A 19868-nucleotide genomic window follows, 5' to 3' on the forward strand; every position below is an offset into this window, starting at 1 on the left:
TAGTGGAAAGAGCGCCACGACCCTGTAGCGTCGCGGCAACCGTTTCACGTCGGGGCGACAGGATTCGAACCTGCGATCTCCTGCTCCCAAAGCAGGCGCGTTAGCCAAGCTACGCCACGCCCCGTGAAACCGACCGTGTTGCGCACTTGCGTGTTTAACACAGTCAGTGCCCTAGTTTACCTGTTTTCCCGCTAAATGCCCAACACAGCGGCTCGTGCGCGGTTTATTTCCACTGAGCGCGTACTCCCCTATCTCCCTTGGTTTTGTAGGGTGTTTTGTGTGGATGCGAGGTGGAGGGGATGACGAGCTGGAGCATGCGGATTCCGAGCGCGCGAGGAAACAAATCCGCATGCGGAAGGGATTCCCGTCATCCCCTCGAGGGAAAAAGAAAGGGCCTCGACGCGAAAGCGTCGAGACCCTAAATCTCGAGGGGATGACGGGAATCGAACCCGCGTAATCAGTTTGGAAGACTGAGGCTTTACCATTAAGCTACATCCCCGGAATGGAACTTGACTATAGTAGCGAGGTTCCATCTGGGCTGTCAAATATTTGAGTAGTTTTTAGACCTGTTTTCAGACCTGGCAGCCGGGGCACCAGTAGAGTTTACGGCCGGCAATTTCTTCCATGCGGATGGTGGTTCCGCAGCGGCGGCAGGGCTCGCCGTGGTGCATGTACACGTAGTTGGCGTGGTCGGGCCACGCTTCGGTTTCGGGTATGCCGGGGCGGTCTTCGGGTTCGGTGGTGATGATGCGCCCCACGCGCACGCCGATGACCAGCAGGTGCTTATTGTCTTCCCAGAGTCGCTCCAGTTCCTCGTCACTGAGGCTCTTGCCGGGGCGTAGCGGATCAATTTCCTGGCGGTACAGCGACTCGGCGCGGAAGATATTGCCCACGCCGGAGATTGCCGCCTGGTCCATCAAAATCACACCAATCGGGCGGGAGCTCTTGCGTGCCGCGCGGTAGAACTGTTCGGGGTCGGCGTCCGGGTTGAGCGGGTCGGGGCCGAGCTTGGAGCGGACGGTGCGCACCTCCTCCGGGGTGAGGGTGCGGCAGATAGTCGGGCCCACCAGATCCGCCCAGCCGTGCTCCGAAACAATACGGCAACGCACCGTACTCTTCGGTTCGGGAGGACCGGCGTAGGGCTGCTCCTCCCCCGCCGCATATTCCTTCTCACCAATCTTGCGGGGCGCGCCAATGCTCGAAGCACCCGTGAACGTCTCGTCCCCGCCGAAGCTCCAGTTACCGTAAATACCCAGGTGCACGTTCAGGGTCAGGTCGTTTTCGAAGGTCACGAACAGGTGCTTACCGTGCGCGTATGCCCCGGTGATGGTGTGACCGTCCAGCAGGGCGGCACCCTCAGTGTAGCGGCCCTGCGGGGAGGAAACCTGCACGCGCTCGCCGGTGAAGACGTCGCTGATTTGGCGGGCGATACGGTGGATGGAGTGGCCTTCGGGCACGGGTTCTCCTCGAAAACTTGTCGGCTAGAAATAGCGTGGATTATATGGGGTGCAGAGACGACTGAGGCGCATAGCCTGCACTATGCGCCTCATATTTTTAGAGCTTAGGCAGCGTCAATCTGCTTGCCGGCAATGTCGCCGGTCTGCTCGTACTCAGCCAGCTGACCGATACGGCGTGCGTGACGCTCCTCGTTGGTCCAGGGGGTAGCCAGGAAGACCTTGATGATTTCCAGTGCTTCTTCCTTGCTGTGCTGGCGGCCGCCCACAGCTACAACCTGTGCGTTGTTGTGCTCACGAGCCAGTGCCGCGGTGTCGTGGTTCCATGCCAGAGCCGCACGGATACCATCAACCTTGTTCGCAGCCATCTGCTCGCCGTTGCCGCTACCGCCCAGCACAATACCCAGGGAGTCCAGACCAGCCTCGCGGTCACGCTTCACGCCAAGGGCTGCGTTAATGCAGAACGAAGGGTAGTCGTCCAGCGGGTCGTAGTCGGCGGGGCCGTGGTCAATCATTTCGTAGCCCGCAGCGGTGAGGGACTCGATCAGGTAGTGGCTCAGTTCGAGGCCAGCGTGGTCGGTTGCGATGTGTACGCGCATGGTACTCTCCTGGTGATTTGGTGTGACGTGCGTTTGTGCGTTCGTGGGAGGCGCCGGGTCTCAGTTCTGAGCGCCGTTGCTAGAGTGCGCCGCGCATCCATCAGGTGGGATACGCTTCCCCGTTTGGGTTTTTTCTGTCTTAACTGTATCGAATTCGCGCGGGTTCGGGTAATGCGGAACCTTCTAAACCCCCACCTATACGGTAGACTGTGGGGTATGGCACTTTTTGGTGTCCCGATTCGCCGCGCCCAAGCTTGAACGCCTCCAGCGCTACGTATGCAGCGTCGCAGGAGCCGCGCACCTCGGGAACCAGCGCACCATGACAGGGCGTGTCAACACGGCACGCTATTCACATCTAAGGAGAGGGAGCTGTATGCCCGGCCTGAACCTAACCCGCAATGAGGCAACCGAACGCGCATCCATTATTAAGCGCGTGCACTCGTACCGTATTGAACTCGACCTGCCGAAGGACAAAGACGTCTTCTCCTCGAAGGTTGAAATCCGCTTCGACGCTCAGGAAGGTGCCTCCACCTTCATTGACGCCATCACTTCCTCGGTCAAGTCCATTAACCTCAACGGCGAAGAGCTGAGCACCGACCTGGCGGACGGCGAGCGCATCCAGCTGCCGAACCTTGCTACTGAGAACACCCTGGTCATTGACGCAGAGATGTTCTACACCAACACCGGTGAGGGTCTGCACCGTTTCGTGGACCCCGCCGACGGCGAAGTGTACCTGTACTCCCAGTTTGAGGTGCCGGACTCCCGCCGCGTGTTCCCCGTCTTTGAGCAGCCCGACCTGAAGGCTGAATTCGAGTTTATTGTGCGCGTTCCCTCGCACTGGGTGGTTGTGTCTAACCAGCCCGAGGTGAAGGTTGAGGAGAAGGAGTGCGGTTGCGGCCGTGCGAAGACTTGGTTCTTCAAGCCGACCCCGCGCATGTCTTCGTACATTACCGCGATTGTGGCTGGCCCCTACGAGAAGGTGACCAGCGAGCTGACCAACTCTGAGGGTCGCGTGATTCCGCTGGGCGTGTACGCCCGTAAGTCCCTCATGCCGTTCGTTGATGCTGAGGACATGTTTGAGCTGACCCGTCAGGGCTTCGAGTTCTACGAGGAGCAGTTCAAGACCCCGTACCCGTTCGAGAAGTACGATCAGCTGTTCGTGCCCGAGTTCAACGCCGGTGCGATGGAGAACGCTGGCTGCGTGACCTACCTGGAGACCTACGTCTTCCGTTCCAAGGTTGCGGAGGCTCTGCGTGAGCGCCGCGCTATCACCGTTCTGCACGAGCTGGCTCACATGTGGTTCGGTGACCTGGTCACCATGAAGTGGTGGAACGACCTGTGGCTGAACGAGTCCTTCGCTGAGTTCATGTCGACCCTGGCTGCTGCGGAGAACACCCGCTACGCGAAGGAGGCGTGGGCTACCTTCGCCGCATCGGAGAAGACCTGGGCGTACCGTCAGGATCAGCTGTCTTCGACTCACCCGATTGTGGCTGAGATCCGTGACCTTGCCGACGTTCAGGTGAACTTCGACGGCATCACCTATGCGAAGGGCGCTTCGGTGCTGCGTCAGATGGTGGCGTGGGTTGGCCAGGAGAACTTCATGGCTGCTCTGAAGGTGTACTTCGATAAGCACAGCTGGGGCAACACCGTTCTGGACGACCTGCTGGTTGAGCTGGAGCGCACCTCCGGCCGTGACGTGCGTGCGTGGAGCGCTAAGTGGCTTGAGACCGCTGGCGTGAATACTCTCGCCGTTGAGGTTGAGAATGATGAGACGGGCAACATTTCGAACCTGGGTATCCGCCAGTCCTACGCTGAGGGCTTCGAGACCCTGCGCCCGCACCGTGCCGTAATTGGTTTCTACAACCTGGTGGACGGCAAGCTGACCCGCACCGACCGCATCGAGCTGGACATTGACGGCGAGCTGACCGTGGTTGAGGAGGCTCTCGGCAAGAAGCGTCCCGACCTGCTGCTGCTGAACGATGAGGACCTGGCGTACGCCAAGATTCGCCTGGACGAGCGTTCCATCGAGACCGCTATCAAGCACCTGGGCGACATTGATTCGTCCGTGGCTCGCGGCGTGGTCTGGGGTTCGCTCTGGGATACCGTGCGTGACGCTCAGATGCCGGCACGTAAGTACGTTGACCTGGTGCTGAACAACATCGGTAAGGAGACCAACTCCACCGCTCTGCGCACCCAGATCAACAACCTGTCCGCTACTCTGCACTCCTTCGTAGCTCCTGAAGCTCGCGAGGAGACCCGCCACCGTGCCGCTGACCGTCTGTGGGAGCTGGCATGCGTTGCAGAGCCCGACTCGGATGCTCAGCTGCAGCTGCTGCAGGCGTTCATCAACCAGACCCGCACCGAGGAGCAGTACGACAACGTGCAGCGCCTCTTCGAGGGTGAGCTGACCCTTGAGGGACTGGACATTGACGCTGACCTGCGTTGGAACCTGGTGTGCCGCCTGGCTACCGGTGGCCGTTTCTCCGCCGAGCAGATTGCTGCGGAGCTGGAGAACGACAACACCGCAAACGGTCAGCAGTACGCCGCTCAGGCATACGCGTCGATTCCGACCGCGGAGGCTAAGGCTGAGTACTGGAACAAGATCATGGTGACCGGCGAGCTGTCGAACATGATTCAGCGTTACGCTATTTCCGGTTTCAAGTCCGGCAAGCCCGAGCTGATTGCCCAGTACGATGAGCCGTACTTCGAGCAGATTGAGGGTATTTGGCGTTCGCGTTCGCACGAGATTTCCATGCAGATTATTGGTGGCATGTACCCGAGCGAGCCGACCGCTGAGCTGCTGGAGCGTACCGAGGCGTACCTGGCATCTCTGCCTGAGGATGCTGCGGCTCTGTACCGTCAGATTGCGGAGGCACGCGACGGCGTGGCTCGTGCGCTGAAGGTTCAGGCGGCTGACATTTAACAATGCTTGTGAGCTGAGGCGGGTTCGCCACCTGCTCTCATGGGTTTTTGCTCATAGGTTTTTATTCGTCCCCTTCTACCCCGATTCGGGGTGGGAGGGGACGTTTCTATATGGGGGTTTATGCCGGTTCTATTTTGAGTTGTGCCCCAAGTTGCACACCGGTTTGCGCACCGAGTCTAATTCTTGTCACTGCGGTGCATATTTTTTGTTATTTTCATTTGAATATCCCTCAAAAGCTCTCTACTTGGGGTTGCGCCTATCGTATACTGTTGTGCATGCCTTCTATCAAGTCTCCTATCGCGAAAGTTTCTCTGACCGGCACAATCCTTGCTGTGGTTGCCGCCGGTTCCTTTGGCATGTACTCCGCAGGAGGCTTCACCGCACCCGGTAGCACCGCCGCTACCGCTGCTACGGGCGCCGAGCCTACCCAGTCGGCCCAGGAAAGCCCCAGCGAGTCCCCCTCCCCCGAGCCGACTCCGGAACCGACCACCCCGGCTCAGAAGATGGAACGCACCGCGCAGAACGCCTTCGGCAAGGAGGGCGCACAGGCAACCGGTGAGATTCAGGCGCCGTTCTCCACCTCCGCTGATGCCGCCGACATGCTGGTTCAGCAGTTCAAGGGTGGCGTGGTCATGTACACCCCCAAGTACGGTCCGGTCGCGGTGGAATCTGGTGTCTACGAGCACTGGTGGAAGCAGCGCGGGTACAGCGACTTTGCCGGTTGGGAGGGTCTGCCGGTGAGCTGGCAATCCAAGAACGGCGTTCTGTACACCAAGTTTGAGAAGGCTGAACTCTACTGGGATAAGGCGAACGGTCTGCCGCGTAACACCAATGTTCTTGGCCCTAAGGACGCCCTAGTGATTGGTGACTCGCAGGTGACCGCAACCTCCTGGGTTGGTTTGGGTCTGAAGCAGGCAGGTTTCGTCCCGTACCTGTTCCGTTGCGGCGGCATCGGTTTTGTGACCGCCCGCGAGGGTGTGTGCCCTTCCTACTATCAGGGTGTGATGGGTGGCCGTTGGGCTCTGCCGAGCGGTAACCCCGGCGTGATTTACCTGGATGCCTCCGGCAATGACATTTACATTCACGAGGATGAGACGAAGGCTCGCGAGCACGTGAACGCTCACCAGACTCAGGTCATTGAGCAGCTGCGACGTATGTACCCGTCGTCGAAGATTGTGTTCGGTGGTGTGGTGTCTATGGATGAGGCGTCTGCACCGGATAAGCAGGTGGCGCATAAGCGTCACGTGGCAAACGAGGTGGCAAGGCAGGGTGCCCGCGAGACCGGCGTGCTGTTCATGGACACCTCGGGCTGGCAGAGCCTCTACCTGGCTGAGGGTGACATGGCTGATGGCGTGCATCTGAAGGAGAAGGCGCACCATAAGCTGGCGGGCCCCTTTGCGACTCGTCTGCGTGAACTGCTCGGCACCGCGTAAACTAACTGTGTAATCAGCCGAGTACATCAGCTTCGATCAACGCATATAGCATTAGAATGAGGCGCCGGGAGGATTGAATCCTTCCGGCGCCTCATTCGTTTGAGTGGGTTACCCACCGCAGCTCTCAAGTTAGTGTGCGGGTTTTATGCCGCGACGTTTGCCTGGCGTTCCTTCGCCTCGGCCTTCTGGTGTGCGAGCACGCCCTCCGCAAGGCGACGCTTCTGACGCTCACGAGCGGCTTCCTTCTCACGCTGCTCGGCAGCCCAGGCGACCGGGTCAATGTCGATCGACTCGTAGTGCCATTCGCCAATGTAGTCGCGAATCGGGGCGACCCAGGTGACGGGAATGCCGCGGCGCAGGTACACCTCGTGGTCGGTGTCTTCAAAAGCGTGGATAATGCGGTTGCCGTCAGCAATCAGGGACTCAATGACGGAGTCCTTCCATGCGGGGCTGTTGGAGCCGTCGTTGCCGGGCTTAGCGAACACGTGCTTGGGTTCCAGACCTGCGCGGGCGATGAACTGGTTCAGTTCCTTCATGTAGGTGCCGTCTCGGCCGGTAATTACTACGACCTCTGCGCCGGTTTCTGCCGCGATTTCGCGAACACGGTCGGCAACTTCAATATTGACCGTGGCGTTGCGGATGGCCTTGAAGAATCGGCGGTTGCTTGCGAAGAAACCGGTCAGGTACTTATCCATCTGATCTCGGTTGCTGGCAAGGGTACCGTCAATGTCGACTGCAATCAGATCCATATAGGTCTCACTTTCGATCCGTACGGGAAGAATGCGCCTGGTGAGGGCGCGGCGGAAGAGTTCCCGTGCGGTGTGGCTGGTAATCGGTGTGTCAAAGACGCCCCGGTGAAAGGGCGTAGTTTTTCTAGAATACCCTATTTTCGTAAAGTAATGCCTTATCGAAAGTCATTATTACAAATCCCCCGATGATGTCATGAGACGCAAAAATAGCTGGCGGCGCAGGTCAGAACCCGTACCGCCAGCTGAGAAAGATCTAGCAAAGCCTAGAGAGGGGGGGTTAGAGTAGCGAACCGGAACCGCGGCGCACCAGCACCATACCGGCGGGCGCCACAATGCGCAGCCACTCCTCCGAACCAACATGCGCAGCGAACAGCGGCAGATCGCCCGTGAAGCCTTCCGGGATGAAACCAAACACGCGCAGGGCGAATGCCGCGCCGGTCGGCACAAGCACGGTATCGAACTCAGGTAGGTACTCCAGCACCATATCGGAGGACCAAATACGCGAGCGCACCGTAGAAAGCACAGCAGCGCCGGGGTTCTCGGGCAGGGCGCGTTCTACCGCCTCCAGGCCTTCTGCGGTGGCGCGGTGGAACTCTTCAACCGGGACGGTACCAACCTCGTACCAGCCGCTGAGCGGGGCTGACTTGCCAGCCCAGCTGGCGTTGACGGTCACCGGCGGCATGAACAGCACCAGCTGCGGGTTCTCTTCGTTGACCTGTTCTTCTGCCTGCTTCTGCAGACGCGCCAGGCGGTCCAGCAGCGCCTGCGCCTGTACGGTCATGTCCAGGGTGGAGTCAGCCAACAGGTGCAGGGCGCGCAGACCCATGATGACCGGGGTGTCTGAGGAGGCGTCCTCCGGCTCCAGGGAGCAGGCGAATACCGCCACCACGCGGCCGCGTGCTGTCAGGCGGATGGCGGCGTCCGGGTTCACCGCCAGGGCGCGAGAAATGTAGGTGGCAAGGTCCTTGACCACTGCGGCACCCTGGGCGCCGCCGGGCAGAATCAGGTAGGGCTCCTCCACACCTTCGTGGGGGTTGTACTTGAGCTCAATAGATGCAGCCGCGTTCGGTGCGCTGTTCTGGTCGGGAGCGTTGTCCTGTGCGGTGTCAGGGGTGGTGTCAGACGGCGTAGTCATTTCTGCTCCTTTTCGGCGGTAGCCTGCTCGGTGGCAAGTTGGTGGGTGATATCGTGCGATGGTGTGTTAGGGGAACGTTCCGGATTGTTCATCCAGATCGATAATCCGGGCCGTTGTTCCTAGTCAATGTTCCGAATCAACCTGTCGTGGTTGTCTCAGAGTATGCTCTCCCACTCTACGCCAGAAACCGGTTCATTGAAAACGTGCGAGAATAAAACCATGACCAAGCCCACTGTGACCCAAAACCTCATGCGGATGCTGGACCTCTCCCCCGTGGAGGCGGCGCCCGCTTCCTTCGGTAGTGATGAAGTGTCTACCGGCGTGACGCTCACCCGCGAGCAGCCGCGTACTTTCGGTGGTCAGGTTCTTGCCCAGTCGATTATTGCCGCCGACCGCACGGTGGAGGGCAAGGACATCCACTCGATTCACGCCTATTTTCTGCGTCCCGGCGATATTGAGCGTGAACTGTTCTTCGCCACTCAGCGCCTGAACGATAGCCGTTCCTTCTCGACCCGCCGCGTGCAGGTGTTCCAGGATGAGGCGCCCATGTTCTCTGCAATTATGTCTTTCCAGGCGGATAGCCGCGGCCCGGAGCACACCGCGGTCACCATGCCGGAGGTTCCGGACCCCGAGTCCCTTCCGAAGGTCAGCGATTATCTGGGCCAGCTCCCCCACCCCATTGCACAGGCGGTAGCGTGGGAACGTCCGATTGATATGCGCCACGTGGATGCGCCCCTGTACACTCAGCCGGATGCCTCCTCGACACAGCCGCGTGCCTGCGTGTGGTTCAAGACCTTTGACCGCCTGGTGCATGCTGATGGTTCTGAGGCGTCGGAGGCGGAGCACCGCGCCGCTATCGCCTACGCTTCGGATTACCTGCCGCTGGAGCCTGCTCTGCGTCGTCACGGCAAGTTCTGGCTGGAACCGGGCCTCAAGAGCGCCTCGCTGGATCACGCGATGTGGTTCCACCGCCCGGCGCGCGCCGACGAGTGGCTGCTGTACGTGCTGGATTCCCCGAGCGCGCAGGGCGGCAGGATGCTCGCGCAGGGTTCGATTTTCAATCGTTCCGGTGAGCTGGTGGCGACCGTGGCGCAGGAAATGATGTTCCGCCTGCCGGAATATCGATAAAGCAGAGCACCGCTAGGACTACCGGAAGGCGTCAGGCGAACCTGGCAGAGCATACAGAAAGACCGTGTGAGGTGGTTGTCTCACACGGTCTTTCTTATGTTCTAGTGTACGGTCTAGAAGCCGTTTGGAAGCTCTTATTTAGCTTCGCCGTCAATCACACCGTCCGGGGAAATGTGCACGGTGCTCTTGGTGCGGCGGGAAACAAAGAAGTCACCCACGAATACCAGACCGGTCACCAGAAGACCCAGTGCTGCCATCCATACTGCCGCCACGCCGTAGATTATCGGGAACAGCACCACGAGCAAGCCCAGAATAAGGGTACCAATAGCAGAGAGCTGCAGGTGGCGTCCGGCGGCGTAGCTCAGGTATTTCATGCCCTGGGCAGTCATCAGACGAATCAGCGCCCACATAATCATCCACGTACCCACAATGGTCGGGATGAAGGTTGCCTGTGCACCCACCGAGGCAGTCAGCAGAATCAGGCCAGCCACCACGGTCAAGATGCCGTCAACCAGGTCCCAGCCGGTACGTGCCTGCTTTGGCGTGCCGAAGTAACGTACCAGTTCAAACACGCCACCAAGCCACACCGAAATGGAGAACACATAACCCAGAACTACCAGCGGAATAGCGGGATTGGCGAACATGTAGATTGCCGCTGCAATCAGCAACAGACCGGTAACCAAGGACATCCAGTTATATTTTGAAAGCATAATGCTCTTCTCTTCGTAATCACATGTGTCAGTTGTACTTACGCACATACCCATTATAAACCGTAAATATGAAGTCCGCCACGATATATCGGTCGCCACTGAGCGAACTATTTCTACCGGCGAACACGCGACCCTCCCCTCGCCAGCACATACAGCAGCCAACGCGCGCAGCATCCAGTACACACAGCGCGTACGGCATCCAGCGCATATGGCATCTAGCGGGCACAGCAAAGCCCCGCCTCCCCACGCTTCAACAGCGCAGGAGGCGGGGCTCGCTACCGAACTAAACCCTATCGGGTCAGCTTGCGGTGCACCACGCGGTGCGGCTTGGCGGCCTCGGGGCCGAGGCGCTCAATCTTGTTCTTCTCGTAGGACTCGAAGTTACCCTCGAACCAGTACCACTGATCCGGGTTCTCGTCGGTGCCCTCCCACGCCAGGATATGGGTTGCCACGCGGTCCAGGAACCAACGGTCGTGAGAGACGACCACGGCGCAGCCGGGGAATTCCAGCAGCGCATTTTCCAGGGATGCGAGGGTCTCAACGTCCAGGTCGTTAGTGGGCTCATCGAGCAGCAGCAGGTTACCACCCTGCTTGAGGGTCAGCGCCAGGTTCAGGCGGTTGCGCTCACCACCGGAGAGCACACCCGCCTTCTTCTGCTGGTCCGGGCCCTTGAAGCCGAACGCGGAAACGTACGCACGCGAAGGCATTTCAACGTTGCCGACCTGGATGTAGTCCAGACCGTCAGAGACGACCTCCCAGAGGCTCTTCTCCGGGTCGATGTTCGCGCGGTTCTGGTCAACGTACGAGATCTTCACGGTCTCGCCGACCTTCAGCTCGCCGCCGTCGAGGGGCTCCAGGCCAACGATGGTCTTGAACAGGGTGGACTTACCCACACCGTTCGGACCAATCACACCCACAATGCCGTTACGGGGCAGGGAGAAGGACAGACCGTTAATCAGGGAACGGCCGTCGAAGCCCTTCTGCAGGTTCTCAGCCTCAATAACGACGTTACCCAGGCGGGGTCCCGGAGGAATCTGAATCTCTTCGAAGTCAAGCTTGCGGGTCTTCTCAGCCTCCGCAGCCATCTCCTCGTAGCGTGCCAGACGAGCCTTCGACTTAGCCTGGCGGCCCTTAGCGTTGGAGCGGACCCAGTCCAGTTCCTCGCTCAGGCGCTTAGCGAGCTTAGCGTCCTTCTTGCCCTGAACTTCGAGGCGGGCGCGCTTCTTCTCCAGGTAGGTGGAGTAGTTACCCTCGTAGGGGTACAGGTTACCGCGGTCAACCTCGGCGATCCATTCTGCCACGTGGTCGAGGAAGTAACGGTCGTGGGTAATCGCGATGACGGCACCCTCGTAGGACTGCAGGTGCTGCTCCAGCCAGAGCACGGACTCTGCGTCCAGGTGGTTGGTGGGCTCGTCGAGCAGCAGCAGGTCGGGCTTCTGCAGCAGCAGCTTGCACAGTGCCACGCGGCGGCGCTCACCACCGGAGAGGTGGGTGACGGGCATGTCAGCGGGCGGGCAGCGTAGCGCCTCCATCGCCTGCTCCAGCTGGGAGTCGAGGTCCCATGCGTTAGCGGCGTCGATAGCTTCCTGCAGCTGACCCATTTCTTCCATGAGGGCGTCGAAGTCAGCGTCGGGCTCAGCCATGAGGGCGGAGATTTCGTTGAAGCGGTCCAGCTTGGACTTGATTTCGCCCACGCCTTCTTCAACGTTGCCCAGAACGGTCTTCTCTTCATTCAGCGGCGGCTCCTGCATGAGGATGCCCACACTGTAGCCTGCGGTCAGGCGCGCCTCACCGTTGGAGGGCTGGTCGAGGCCAGCCATGATCTTCAGGATGGTCGACTTACCCGCGCCGTTCGGACCAACCATACCGATCTTGGCGCCGGGGAAGAACGACATCGTCACGTCGTTAAGGATGACCTTGTCGCCCACAGTCTTGCGGGCCTTGATCATCTGATAAATAAATTCAGCCATAGTTACCTATTTTAGCGTGGATTTGCCGGGCAGTACGAGAGTTTTAGGTTGCGTGCTAGGCGGGGTACCGTGCGGGGCACTAGACTCGAAGCTATGAGCACAAACCCCTCCCCCAAAGTTCTGCGACCCGAGAACCTGGAGCAGACCCTGCACCGCCTCGCGCTCGCCATGCCGCTGGCGACGCGTGATCAGCCGTTCGGCCCCGAACACACGGTGTACCGGGTGGGCGGCAAAATCTTCGCCATGTACACGGAGGGCATCGGCCACCCCATCGTGAACCTCAAAACCGACCCGGAAGAATCCGAGGTGCTGCGGCGCATCTACCCGAGTATCATTCCGGCATGGCACATGAATAAGCGACACTGGATTTCCGTAGGCGCCGGCGAAGGCATAACCGAGCGGGTTCTGGAGGAGCTGGTGGAGGATGCGTACCTGCGCGTCATGTACTCGCTACCCAAGGCGAAGCGACCCATCGAGTTCCGCGAGCGCCCAGTGCCCGAAAAGCATTAGGGCCTGAAGGAATCTTTTAAACAGCGGAGCGGGCGAGCACCGGTCCGGACCACCGGCTTGCTCACCCGCTTTGCAAAGCACATTCCTATCCGCGATTGGGAGGGTCATCAACCACGATGAACGCTCGAACCACCAAGCTCCATCCCATATATTGCGGGGTTCCGTACCATGCACCACTTGTGTGAATACGTGATAGTTGAGTCGGCGCCCTTGCCAGACCTTCCTATGCAGAGGAGGCGCTCACATGGGTGCACTGAATATTTCCCTTGAGTGACTCAGCTACGTCATGCGATGTAGCTGAGAGGGGATCGCTGTCTTCGCCCGAACTACCGGCACGGACGAATGTGTGCTCTCGGGAATAATAATAGCCTTTTTGCATCACGGTGTCACTTTCGGGTTGATGTATTCCACCGGTTCCTATTGAGCGTATTTCAGGTGTTTTATAGCGCCGAACCCACATATCCAATCACAGCGAAATACCTGCGGATTTTAAGCCCCGAAAAATCAAGGAGGGGCCGCGCTAAACCCTCCTTATATCACCTCCACATGGGCTAATACCCACTTAAAGCAATATACAGAAAAGTTAGTGCGGCCCCTCACTATTTGAGATAAAAATGAGATAAACCCCTACTCAGAGCGATTACCGATGGGTTTTACCTATTAATTCCCCAGAGTGACAGGTTACTCGCCGAACTCCACCTTCTCGAAGCTCATGGTGCCATCAGCGTGAGAAACAACGGTATTCGGGTCACGCTCACGACGAGCCGCCGCGTACGCATCATGGCTTGCCTCATCAACCCAGCGGGTCACCACAAAATAGTCGCCACCCTCATCCAGGGGGCGCCACAGCTCAAAACCCTCAAAGCCGGGGAAAGAGTCAGCGATGTGGCGGGCAGCGGCAAAGCGCTTCTCCAGCTCAGCACGATTGTCGCCAACGACAGCAAGACGGTGAACCTTAACAACGGACATGTGTCCTCCTTCTGTTGAGTACGTGCTTTCAACGATGAAAGCGTGCTACAACCTCGCATCAGCTATAGATGAGCTATGTTCTTAGCGAGGTTAACCTCAGAATAACGGTTCACGGGCACAAAAAATAGGGGTTAGCGCCAACTAACAGTTATATGACGCTAACCCCCATTCAGAGAATCACGAGGCACCCACAGGCACCCGTTCGAAGCTTAGGATTCCGGCTGGATCTGCACAGTATTAGGCTGCACGGTATTAGACTGTGCAGTATCAGGCTGTGCCGCCTGAGCCGCACTATCAGCCTGTGGTGCGGGGCCCTTCTTCGCCTTCTTCTGAGCCGCCTTCGCCGGGTTCGCAAAATGCACCCCGCGCTCAGCCAAGAAGCGGCGATCCTTCTTATCCCACTGCTCCACCGGGTACGCCTCCAACAGGTCCGGGCGGCGCTCCAGGGTGCGCTCAATCTGACGGTCACGACGCCAACGCGCAATCGCACCGTGATTACCCGACAGCAGCACCTCCGGCACCTCACGCTCACGCCACACCGCGGGCTTCGTGTACACCGGATACTCCAGCAGACCGCCCGTATGCGACTCCTCCTCCAGGGAGGCGGGGTTACCCATCGCGCCCGGAATCAGGCGGGTGATAGCCTCAATCATCGCCATGACCGCAACCTCACCGCCGTAGAGCACGTAATCGCCCAGGGACACGGGCATCACGCGGAAGCTCTCCTGCGCCCAGTCCAACACACGCTCATCAATGCCCTCGTAGCGCGCCGGAGCGAAGACAATATGCTTCTCCTCCGCCAGCTCATACGCCATCGCCTGATCGAAAACGGCACCCGCCGGGGACGGGACAATCAGCAGCGGGCGGGTATCAGCGGCGGGTTCGGCGGGCCCAGTGCCCTCAGACTCGGCACCCTCAGACGCATCTTCGGTAGCGGCGTTTAGCGGGGAGGCGGCAAGCACCTCATCCAGCGCCAAACCCCACGGCTCCGCCTTCATCACCATGCCCGCGCCACCGCCGTACGGGGTGTCATCCACCGTGCGGTGACGGTCAAAGGTGTACTCACGCAAATCGTGCAGGTGCAGATCCACCAGACCCTTCTCGCGTGCCTTACCCAGCAGGGACAGCTTCAGCGGCTCCAGGTACTCGGGGAAAATCGTGACCACATCGTAGCGCACGGACTACTCCCCCGCCTGCTCGGTCGCCTGCGCAGAATCCTGCTCAGCGTCCTCGACCAGGTCAATCAAACCCGCCGGAGGGGTCAGCAGCACAAAGCCGGGCTCATCCTCGGTCGAGGGAACCACCTCGGGCACGATCTCCTCAACAAAAGGAATCATGATCTCTTCACCCGCACCGGAGGCAAGACGCGGCGAACGAGCCAGCTTAATCAGCAGCAAATCCTGAACCGGCATGGTCTGCAGACCGGTCACCTTGCCCAGCGGCTTGCCCACAGCCGGGTTATCCACGGGGCTCTCACCCTCGGGCACATCCGCCAGCAGGTACACGGGCAGGTTCACCAGCTCCTGCTCGTAGAAGCCCTCTTCATCGCCCTCATCCTCGGGAACCTCGTAAACCAGGCGGCTGCCGCGCAGCTCCTCAGCCTGGTTGCGGGTAGTCACCTCATCAAAACGGACCACCAGAATCTTCTTGTTCCAGCGGGCACCGGCAACCGTCAGCTCACCGGTAGGCGCCACAGAAGCGGCAGCAGAGCCGGGCTTGAAATTCTCGATACCGAGCACCTCACCGCGGGCAAAACGCTCCTGCGGGGCATCAGTAAAGAGCTGAACCGTCACCTCACCACGAATACCGTGAGGCTTACCGATACGAGCCACCACAACCTGCATAATTTTCCTCCGCTGGATACAAGCTAAAAACCTACGCCGTGCACGTGCACGGCTCCCACTATTCTACCGGGCACTTAGGACGGGCGCATTCTGCCGTCTCGCAACCTCTCCTCCGCGGTGACCGGGGCGAGCGCTCGCAAACTAGTTCCGGGTACGCGAAAGCCCCCGCCTCCGGAAAACCGGAAACGGGGGCTTCAAGCGTTTACGAGCTAGCGTCGCTTTTTGTCGGTGTCGATAATGTCGATACGCATCGGCTCGCCATCAGAAATAGCGTCCATCACCAGACGGATGCTCTTGGCGGTACGACCAGACCTGCCGATAACTCGGCCCAGGTCATCCGGATGCACGCGAACCTCAAGGGTTTCACGGTGACGCTGAGTGCGCAGGCGCACCTTCACGTCCTCCGGACGATCGACAATCCCTCGAACCAGGTGTTCGAGTGCGTCAGCCAACATAATTACTCAGCTGCTTCCTCAGCCTCAGCCTCGGGTGCTGCTTCCTCAGCAGCCTCTTCAGCCTTCTCAGCCTTGGGGGTGATAGCCTCGGGCAGGATCACGGAACCCTTTTCGGGAACAACGAACTCAGCCTTAGCCTCGACGGGCAGAACCTTGGACTCTGCCTTCTCGCCCTTGAATGCAGCCCAGTCGCCCGAGAGCTTCAGCAGAGCCAGAACCTGCTCGGTCGGCTGTGCGCCGACGGAGAGCCAGTACTGAGCACGCTCAGAGTTGATCTCGATACGCGAGGGGTGCTCGGTCGGGTGGTAAATACCGATCTCTTCGATGGTCTTACCGTCGCGCTTGACGCGCGAATCAGCGATCACGACGCGGTAACGAGGATCGCGGATCTTACCCATACGCTTGAGACGAATCTTAACAGCCACTTTAGTGGTTACTCCTGTTTCATAATTTGGTGCGAGGCACACGGTTCAGCACCCGTGGGGCGGGCCATTCACGGCGCCTCTATGGACACAACGGCGCGCGAAGAGAGGGGTCGCGCGTCGCCGGGTACTCAGCTAGGGTATCAGAGCCCAAGATTTTAAGCTAGCGACACGGAAAAATAATTGCCGCAGGCACCGAACATCACTTTTAAACAGCGTTCTGTGCCCGGTAGCCCCCTGCGCAACCGCAGTGTAGCCGCTACTAGTCGAGGTTGCTCATCTCCAGAGTCTCCCCCGTCTCCAGGGCGCGGTAGCACTCACGCAGACGCTCCACCATCGACGGGCGCACGTAGCCCTCCAGGTTCTCCGGAGCAACCCACTCATAGGTCACCAGCTCAGCATCCTGCAGGGTAATCTTCGTATCCGCTGCAATCACGCCGCCGTCATACATGTAGTAGGTCGAATCGCCCCACACACCCAGCGACAAGCCGTGGAAAATCAGCAACACACGACCCAGCTTCACATCCAGGCCCAACTCCTCCACAATCTCACGCTCACAACCGGGCTTGGGCGCCTCGCCAGCCTCCACGGTGCCGCCGGGAAGAATCCAGCCGTCCTTATAGTTCGGCTTCACCAGCAGCATCTCGCCGCGCTCATTACGAATCAGCGCGCCCGCCGCCAAACGGCGCGTAGGCAGGGTGGCGATAAAAGCCTTCAGCTCTTCATCGCTCAGATAGGAATCCTTCATGGCTTCTTTCCTTTAGCGGTCGGTTTTCTTCGCAGCGCGCTGCCTGATGCTACGCACTATACCCAGGGCACGCTCACGCAGTCCAGAGGGTGCCTGCTCCATGGACGGGGCGGCATCCTCCACCGTGCGGTAGTTGCCCTCACGTAGGTCATCAATGAGAGTGCGCTTGGTCGAGGGCTGCTCACCGGTGGTATCCCCCGGATGCACCAGCTCAGCATCCGCAACCGGGCGGGCATGCTTCTTCAACTGGGTCTGCTCGAAAGAACGCAGAACCGTCGGAATCAGAGCCGACTCGACCGTAGCGTTCAGCGCAAAGAGCGCGGCAGCCACCGAGAACTTACGGCTCGCCTTACCCTGCGCGCGGCGGCGGCGCGCCACATTCGCCAAGGTCAGGGCAATAGCGCTCTGAGCCGTCACATCCGCGCCCAGGACAAGACCCACGCGGCGGGTCTTCGCACGAATCTGCTCCGGGGTCAGGCGCTTGCGGCGCGAACGAGGCGCGGGACTCTGAGCGGAGGTGGTCTGCGGTGCGGGAGCCTGGGGTGCAGGACTCTGATCTGCAGAGCTTGAGGAAGCATCGAGCACGGTCTCAACGCTCGGGGCGGCTTCGTTCTGAGGTGCGAGCGCGACAGAAGGCTCGGGAGCCTGCTGGCTTACCTTTGCCTCGTGCGATGCCTGCTCCTCGGTAGGCGAAGAGTCAGCCTCGTGCAGGGCGCTGTCAAGAGACAGGTAGCCCTCTTCGGTCTCCACGAAGGAATCCGGCGCAGAGTCCTCCGGCGAACCCATGTGCGTGTACTCGTAGGGGATGTGCGCGTTGTTGAGAGCGTCCATCCACTCGGAGAGGGTCACGCGGCGGCCGGTCGCAACCAGTCGGTAGCTACGCTCCATGGGCGAGGGGAAGTTACCCGGGTAGGGCTCAATCTCCTCGTCATCTTCGAAGGAATCGTCCTCTACGGGGGTGCTCTCGGAGAAAGTAGCCTCGGCAGCGGAGTCATCCAGCGGGAAGGTAACGTCCAGTGCTTCAGAAGTCTGCGCCTCATCAGCAGGCTCAGCCGCAGGCTGCGCGAAGCCCTCATCCTCGTTGCCGAAGATGCGCGCCGTGCTAATCGACGCCACATCAAAACCGGTGGTCGGAACCAGCGCCAGCTCCGTAGGAACATCCAGTAGCTGCAGCACCGACTCCAACGCCAGGGTATTGCTCGTATCGCGCAGGTACGCGTTCAGACGGCGACCGGCAATGGAGTCAGCCTCCACACCAAACATCGCCATGACATTAGCGATGCCCTGCTCGATTTCATCCTCATCGGAACCGAAAATCTTCGAACCCGCCAGCTCCGGGGCGCTACCGGGAAGCTCTGAGAGCAGATCCTCCAACACGCCGCCAAAACGTGCGACTTCCTCACGGCTGAGGGCACGGTTCAGGCGCTTAGGCACACGCTGCCAGGTGAACTCCTCCACGATATTCTCGTAGGGTTCACCGAACGCCTCCAGGTACCACTCCTCATCCGAGTAGGGGTCGCGGTCGGGCTCCTCATAGACCACCAGGTGCTGCTGGTTCGCGTTGCCCTCAGCAATCAGGGCGTTGCAGTTCAGCAGGCCCAGCAGCGCCATCAGATCCACCGGGTCGGCAGAAATGAGGGTCCACTCCCCCGCCGGCGCGGCAACAACCTGCCGAGTACCGGCAGGAAGGTACGCCAAAAGAAGCCCGGTAATCATGTCAATGGGCAGGTCAACGAGCATGGCGGCGTCACCGTCCACCAGGAACTCCAGCTCACCCTGCCCACCGGGCAGCTCCTCCCACACGGTCGCCTCACCCTCAAGGGCGGCACCAGTAACCGGCAGCTGATCCACCAGCTGCGCCACATAATCCTCAACGGGAGTACCCACGTGCAGGTGGCCGTCAGCGACCTCCAGCACGTTCATGTAGCCCTCATCATCCACGGCGCACAGCACGTAGAGCTGCACCTGATGCTCACCCATCTCGTAAGCAATCAGCTCCGGGGAGGCGGCAGTCGCCTCAATGAGGGCGGCAATCAGCTCCTCATCGGTGGTGGAACGAGCCATGATGCGGCGGCGCTGAATCGTCTCCTCCAGCTCCATGGTCTGCTCGATGCGCTCATTGCGCTGCTTCTCGGCGGTGCGCTCCTCATCCTGGGCGCGCAGGTACTCGGGGCTATCCGACTCACCGCTACCGGCGGGCGCGGGGGCACCGTCCCACATGTCGGTGAGCTTATCGACGGTCCACTCTTCGCTCTCCAGGGCGGCGGCGAGGCGGTCAACCTTCGTGCGGTCGTTCCAGGCGCGCTGCTTATCGGGATCTTCCGCCTTCACCTCATCGTGCATGCTGCGGGCTTCACGAATCAGGTTCAGAATGGTTGCGGCAACGTCGTCGACTGCGGGGTCGTCGCTCTCGCTCGAGTAGACGAGGTCGCCAGCCAGTTCGGCGGAGTGCTCACCGTACTCGAGGGCAATACGCGCCCAGACGGGAGTGTACCCGGGAAGGATGCTCGAATCATCGTCGAAATCGCCCACGAGGTCTTCCGAGAACTCGCATGCAGGCTCCTCTACAAACTCAGCGGCAGATGCGCCGGCAGGGTCCTCTACAGCATCATCAGCGAAGGCGCGTTGAGACCACGGCGTGACCTGCTCATTCAGCTGATCATCCGCGTTCTCTCGATCCCAATTCTGCTCATTCTGAGCCATTGATACCTTCCCTTCACACCCATTCATGCACCCAAACCGGGCACCATACCGGTACGGGTGCGCCCCGTCACCACGTGCGCACCCGTACCACCCCTTACCGGGGCTCATATTTGCTC

At 60.0% G+C, this 19868-nt stretch carries 17 protein-coding genes and 2 tRNA genes; 4 read left to right on the forward strand and 15 right to left on the reverse strand.

Going from position 1 to position 19868, the window contains the following annotated elements; translation table 11 throughout:
- Positions 1-49 precede the first annotated feature (49 nt).
- The 4 genes from HMPREF3055_RS07400 to HMPREF3055_RS07415 all read right to left on the reverse strand — a co-directional run bounded on the left by HMPREF3055_RS07400 (position 50) and on the right by HMPREF3055_RS07415 (position 2053).
- Positions 50-124, reverse strand: a tRNA-Pro gene (locus tag HMPREF3055_RS07400).
- 304 nt (positions 125-428) lie between these two features.
- Positions 429-499: transfer RNA gene (locus HMPREF3055_RS07405), tRNA-Gly, on the reverse strand.
- A 73-nt stretch (positions 500-572) separates the two neighbouring features.
- On the reverse strand, positions 573-1457 hold the full coding sequence (locus HMPREF3055_RS07410; protein WP_049358470.1) for an Fpg/Nei family DNA glycosylase: 885 nt from the start codon (positions 1455-1457) through the stop codon (positions 573-575).
- A gap of 104 nt (positions 1458-1561) precedes the next feature.
- The gene (locus HMPREF3055_RS07415; RefSeq protein WP_005505713.1) at positions 1562-2053 is read right to left on the reverse strand and encodes a ribose-5-phosphate isomerase; all 492 of its coding nucleotides are present in this window, start codon (positions 2051-2053) and stop codon (positions 1562-1564) included.
- 373 nt (positions 2054-2426) lie between these two features.
- On the opposite strand from HMPREF3055_RS07415, the gene pepN reads away from it, so the two are divergent.
- Both pepN and HMPREF3055_RS07425 read left to right on the forward strand, forming a co-directional pair.
- Entirely contained in the window at positions 2427-4976 is a 2550-nt protein-coding gene (pepN, locus tag HMPREF3055_RS07420) for an aminopeptidase N (protein WP_070738753.1), read from the forward strand.
- A gap of 275 nt (positions 4977-5251) precedes the next feature.
- Positions 5252-6409: an SGNH/GDSL hydrolase family protein gene (locus HMPREF3055_RS07425; RefSeq protein WP_246826921.1), complete on the forward strand. Its 1158-nt coding sequence runs from the start codon at positions 5252-5254 to the stop codon at positions 6407-6409.
- Between the two features lie 143 nt (positions 6410-6552).
- On the opposite strand, the gene HMPREF3055_RS07430 is transcribed toward HMPREF3055_RS07425, so the two are convergent.
- Entirely contained in the window at positions 6553-7158 is a 606-nt protein-coding gene (locus HMPREF3055_RS07430) for a phosphatase domain-containing protein (RefSeq protein WP_005505706.1), read from the reverse strand.
- Positions 7159-7435: 277 nt separating this feature from the next.
- Positions 7436-8293: a DUF8185 domain-containing protein gene (locus HMPREF3055_RS07435; RefSeq protein WP_070738757.1), complete on the reverse strand. Its 858-nt coding sequence runs from the start codon at positions 8291-8293 to the stop codon at positions 7436-7438.
- A 219-nt stretch (positions 8294-8512) separates the two neighbouring features.
- On the opposite strand from HMPREF3055_RS07435, the gene HMPREF3055_RS07440 reads away from it, so the two are divergent.
- On the forward strand, positions 8513-9421 hold the full coding sequence (locus tag HMPREF3055_RS07440; RefSeq protein WP_049342090.1) for an acyl-CoA thioesterase: 909 nt from the start codon (positions 8513-8515) through the stop codon (positions 9419-9421).
- A 134-nt stretch (positions 9422-9555) separates the two neighbouring features.
- Here the strand turns inward: HMPREF3055_RS07440 and HMPREF3055_RS07445 are convergent, their stop codons facing one another.
- Positions 9556-10131: an HdeD family acid-resistance protein gene (locus tag HMPREF3055_RS07445; RefSeq protein ID WP_141747357.1), complete on the reverse strand. Its 576-nt coding sequence runs from the start codon at positions 10129-10131 to the stop codon at positions 9556-9558.
- Between the two features lie 290 nt (positions 10132-10421).
- Positions 10422-12101, reverse strand: coding sequence for an energy-dependent translational throttle protein EttA (gene ettA, locus HMPREF3055_RS07450; protein WP_005505699.1), 1680 nt, complete (start codon positions 12099-12101; stop codon positions 10422-10424).
- A gap of 93 nt (positions 12102-12194) precedes the next feature.
- Between ettA and HMPREF3055_RS07455 the strand changes: the two genes are divergently transcribed.
- A complete protein-coding gene (locus HMPREF3055_RS07455; protein ID WP_070738759.1) occupies positions 12195-12611 on the forward strand; it encodes an MmcQ/YjbR family DNA-binding protein in 417 nt (138 codons plus the stop codon).
- 681 nt (positions 12612-13292) lie between these two features.
- On the opposite strand, the gene HMPREF3055_RS07460 is transcribed toward HMPREF3055_RS07455, so the two are convergent.
- The 7 genes from HMPREF3055_RS07460 to HMPREF3055_RS07490 all read right to left on the reverse strand — a co-directional run bounded on the left by HMPREF3055_RS07460 (position 13293) and on the right by HMPREF3055_RS07490 (position 19752).
- Positions 13293-13580, reverse strand: coding sequence for an antibiotic biosynthesis monooxygenase family protein (locus tag HMPREF3055_RS07460; RefSeq protein WP_005508125.1), 288 nt, complete (start codon positions 13578-13580; stop codon positions 13293-13295).
- 209 nt (positions 13581-13789) lie between these two features.
- Positions 13790-14758: a tRNA (guanosine(37)-N1)-methyltransferase TrmD gene (gene trmD / locus HMPREF3055_RS07465; protein ID WP_070738761.1), complete on the reverse strand. Its 969-nt coding sequence runs from the start codon at positions 14756-14758 to the stop codon at positions 13790-13792.
- 3 nt (positions 14759-14761) lie between these two features.
- Positions 14762-15424, reverse strand: coding sequence for a ribosome maturation factor RimM (gene rimM, locus HMPREF3055_RS07470; protein ID WP_005505693.1), 663 nt, complete (start codon positions 15422-15424; stop codon positions 14762-14764).
- A 209-nt stretch (positions 15425-15633) separates the two neighbouring features.
- Positions 15634-15879 carry an RNA-binding protein gene (locus HMPREF3055_RS07475; RefSeq protein WP_005505691.1) on the reverse strand — a complete coding sequence of 82 codons (246 nt, stop codon included), beginning with the start codon at positions 15877-15879 and terminating at the stop codon, positions 15634-15636.
- A 2-nt stretch (positions 15880-15881) separates the two neighbouring features.
- The gene (gene rpsP / locus HMPREF3055_RS07480) at positions 15882-16304 is read right to left on the reverse strand and encodes a 30S ribosomal protein S16 (protein WP_005505689.1); all 423 of its coding nucleotides are present in this window, start codon (positions 16302-16304) and stop codon (positions 15882-15884) included.
- A 259-nt stretch (positions 16305-16563) separates the two neighbouring features.
- Positions 16564-17049, reverse strand: a complete 486-nt coding sequence (locus HMPREF3055_RS07485) for an NUDIX domain-containing protein (protein WP_012903358.1) — start codon at positions 17047-17049, stop codon at positions 16564-16566.
- Between the two features lie 12 nt (positions 17050-17061).
- A complete protein-coding gene (locus HMPREF3055_RS07490; protein ID WP_070738762.1) occupies positions 17062-19752 on the reverse strand; it encodes a hypothetical protein in 2691 nt (896 codons plus the stop codon).
- Between the last annotated feature and the right edge of the window lie 116 nt (positions 19753-19868).

Source organism: Rothia sp. HMSC061C12, from assembly GCF_001815755.1.
GTDB classification, from domain to species: domain Bacteria; phylum Actinomycetota; class Actinomycetes; order Actinomycetales; family Micrococcaceae; genus Rothia; species Rothia mucilaginosa.

What these genes read in the sequence shown, in the direction of transcription:
- HMPREF3055_RS07415 (WP_005505713.1), bottom strand. Translation starts at nt 2,053, where the DNA reads ATGCGCGTACACATCGCAACCGACCACGCTGGCCTCGAACTGAGCCAC.
- pepN (WP_070738753.1), top strand. Translation starts at nt 2,427, where the DNA reads ATGCCCGGCCTGAACCTAACCCGCAATGAGGCAACCGAACGCGCATCC.
- HMPREF3055_RS07425 (WP_246826921.1), top strand. Translation starts at nt 5,252, where the DNA reads ATGCCTTCTATCAAGTCTCCTATCGCGAAAGTTTCTCTGACCGGCACA.
- HMPREF3055_RS07430 (WP_005505706.1), bottom strand. Translation starts at nt 7,158, where the DNA reads ATGGATCTGATTGCAGTCGACATTGACGGTACCCTTGCCAGCAACCGA.
- HMPREF3055_RS07435 (WP_070738757.1), bottom strand. Translation starts at nt 8,293, where the DNA reads ATGACTACGCCGTCTGACACCACCCCTGACACCGCACAGGACAACGCT.
- HMPREF3055_RS07440 (WP_049342090.1), top strand. Translation starts at nt 8,513, where the DNA reads ATGACCAAGCCCACTGTGACCCAAAACCTCATGCGGATGCTGGACCTC.
- HMPREF3055_RS07445 (WP_141747357.1), bottom strand. Translation starts at nt 10,131, where the DNA reads ATGCTTTCAAAATATAACTGGATGTCCTTGGTTACCGGTCTGTTGCTG.
- ettA (WP_005505699.1), bottom strand. Translation starts at nt 12,101, where the DNA reads ATGGCTGAATTTATTTATCAGATGATCAAGGCCCGCAAGACTGTGGGC.
- HMPREF3055_RS07455 (WP_070738759.1), top strand. Translation starts at nt 12,195, where the DNA reads ATGAGCACAAACCCCTCCCCCAAAGTTCTGCGACCCGAGAACCTGGAG.
- HMPREF3055_RS07460 (WP_005508125.1), bottom strand. Translation starts at nt 13,580, where the DNA reads ATGTCCGTTGTTAAGGTTCACCGTCTTGCTGTCGTTGGCGACAATCGT.
- rimM (WP_005505693.1), bottom strand. Translation starts at nt 15,424, where the DNA reads ATGCAGGTTGTGGTGGCTCGTATCGGTAAGCCTCACGGTATTCGTGGT.
- HMPREF3055_RS07475 (WP_005505691.1), bottom strand. Translation starts at nt 15,879, where the DNA reads ATGTTGGCTGACGCACTCGAACACCTGGTTCGAGGGATTGTCGATCGT.
- HMPREF3055_RS07485 (WP_012903358.1), bottom strand. Translation starts at nt 17,049, where the DNA reads ATGAAGGATTCCTATCTGAGCGATGAAGAGCTGAAGGCTTTTATCGCC.
- HMPREF3055_RS07490 (WP_070738762.1), bottom strand. Translation starts at nt 19,752, where the DNA reads ATGGCTCAGAATGAGCAGAATTGGGATCGAGAGAACGCGGATGATCAG.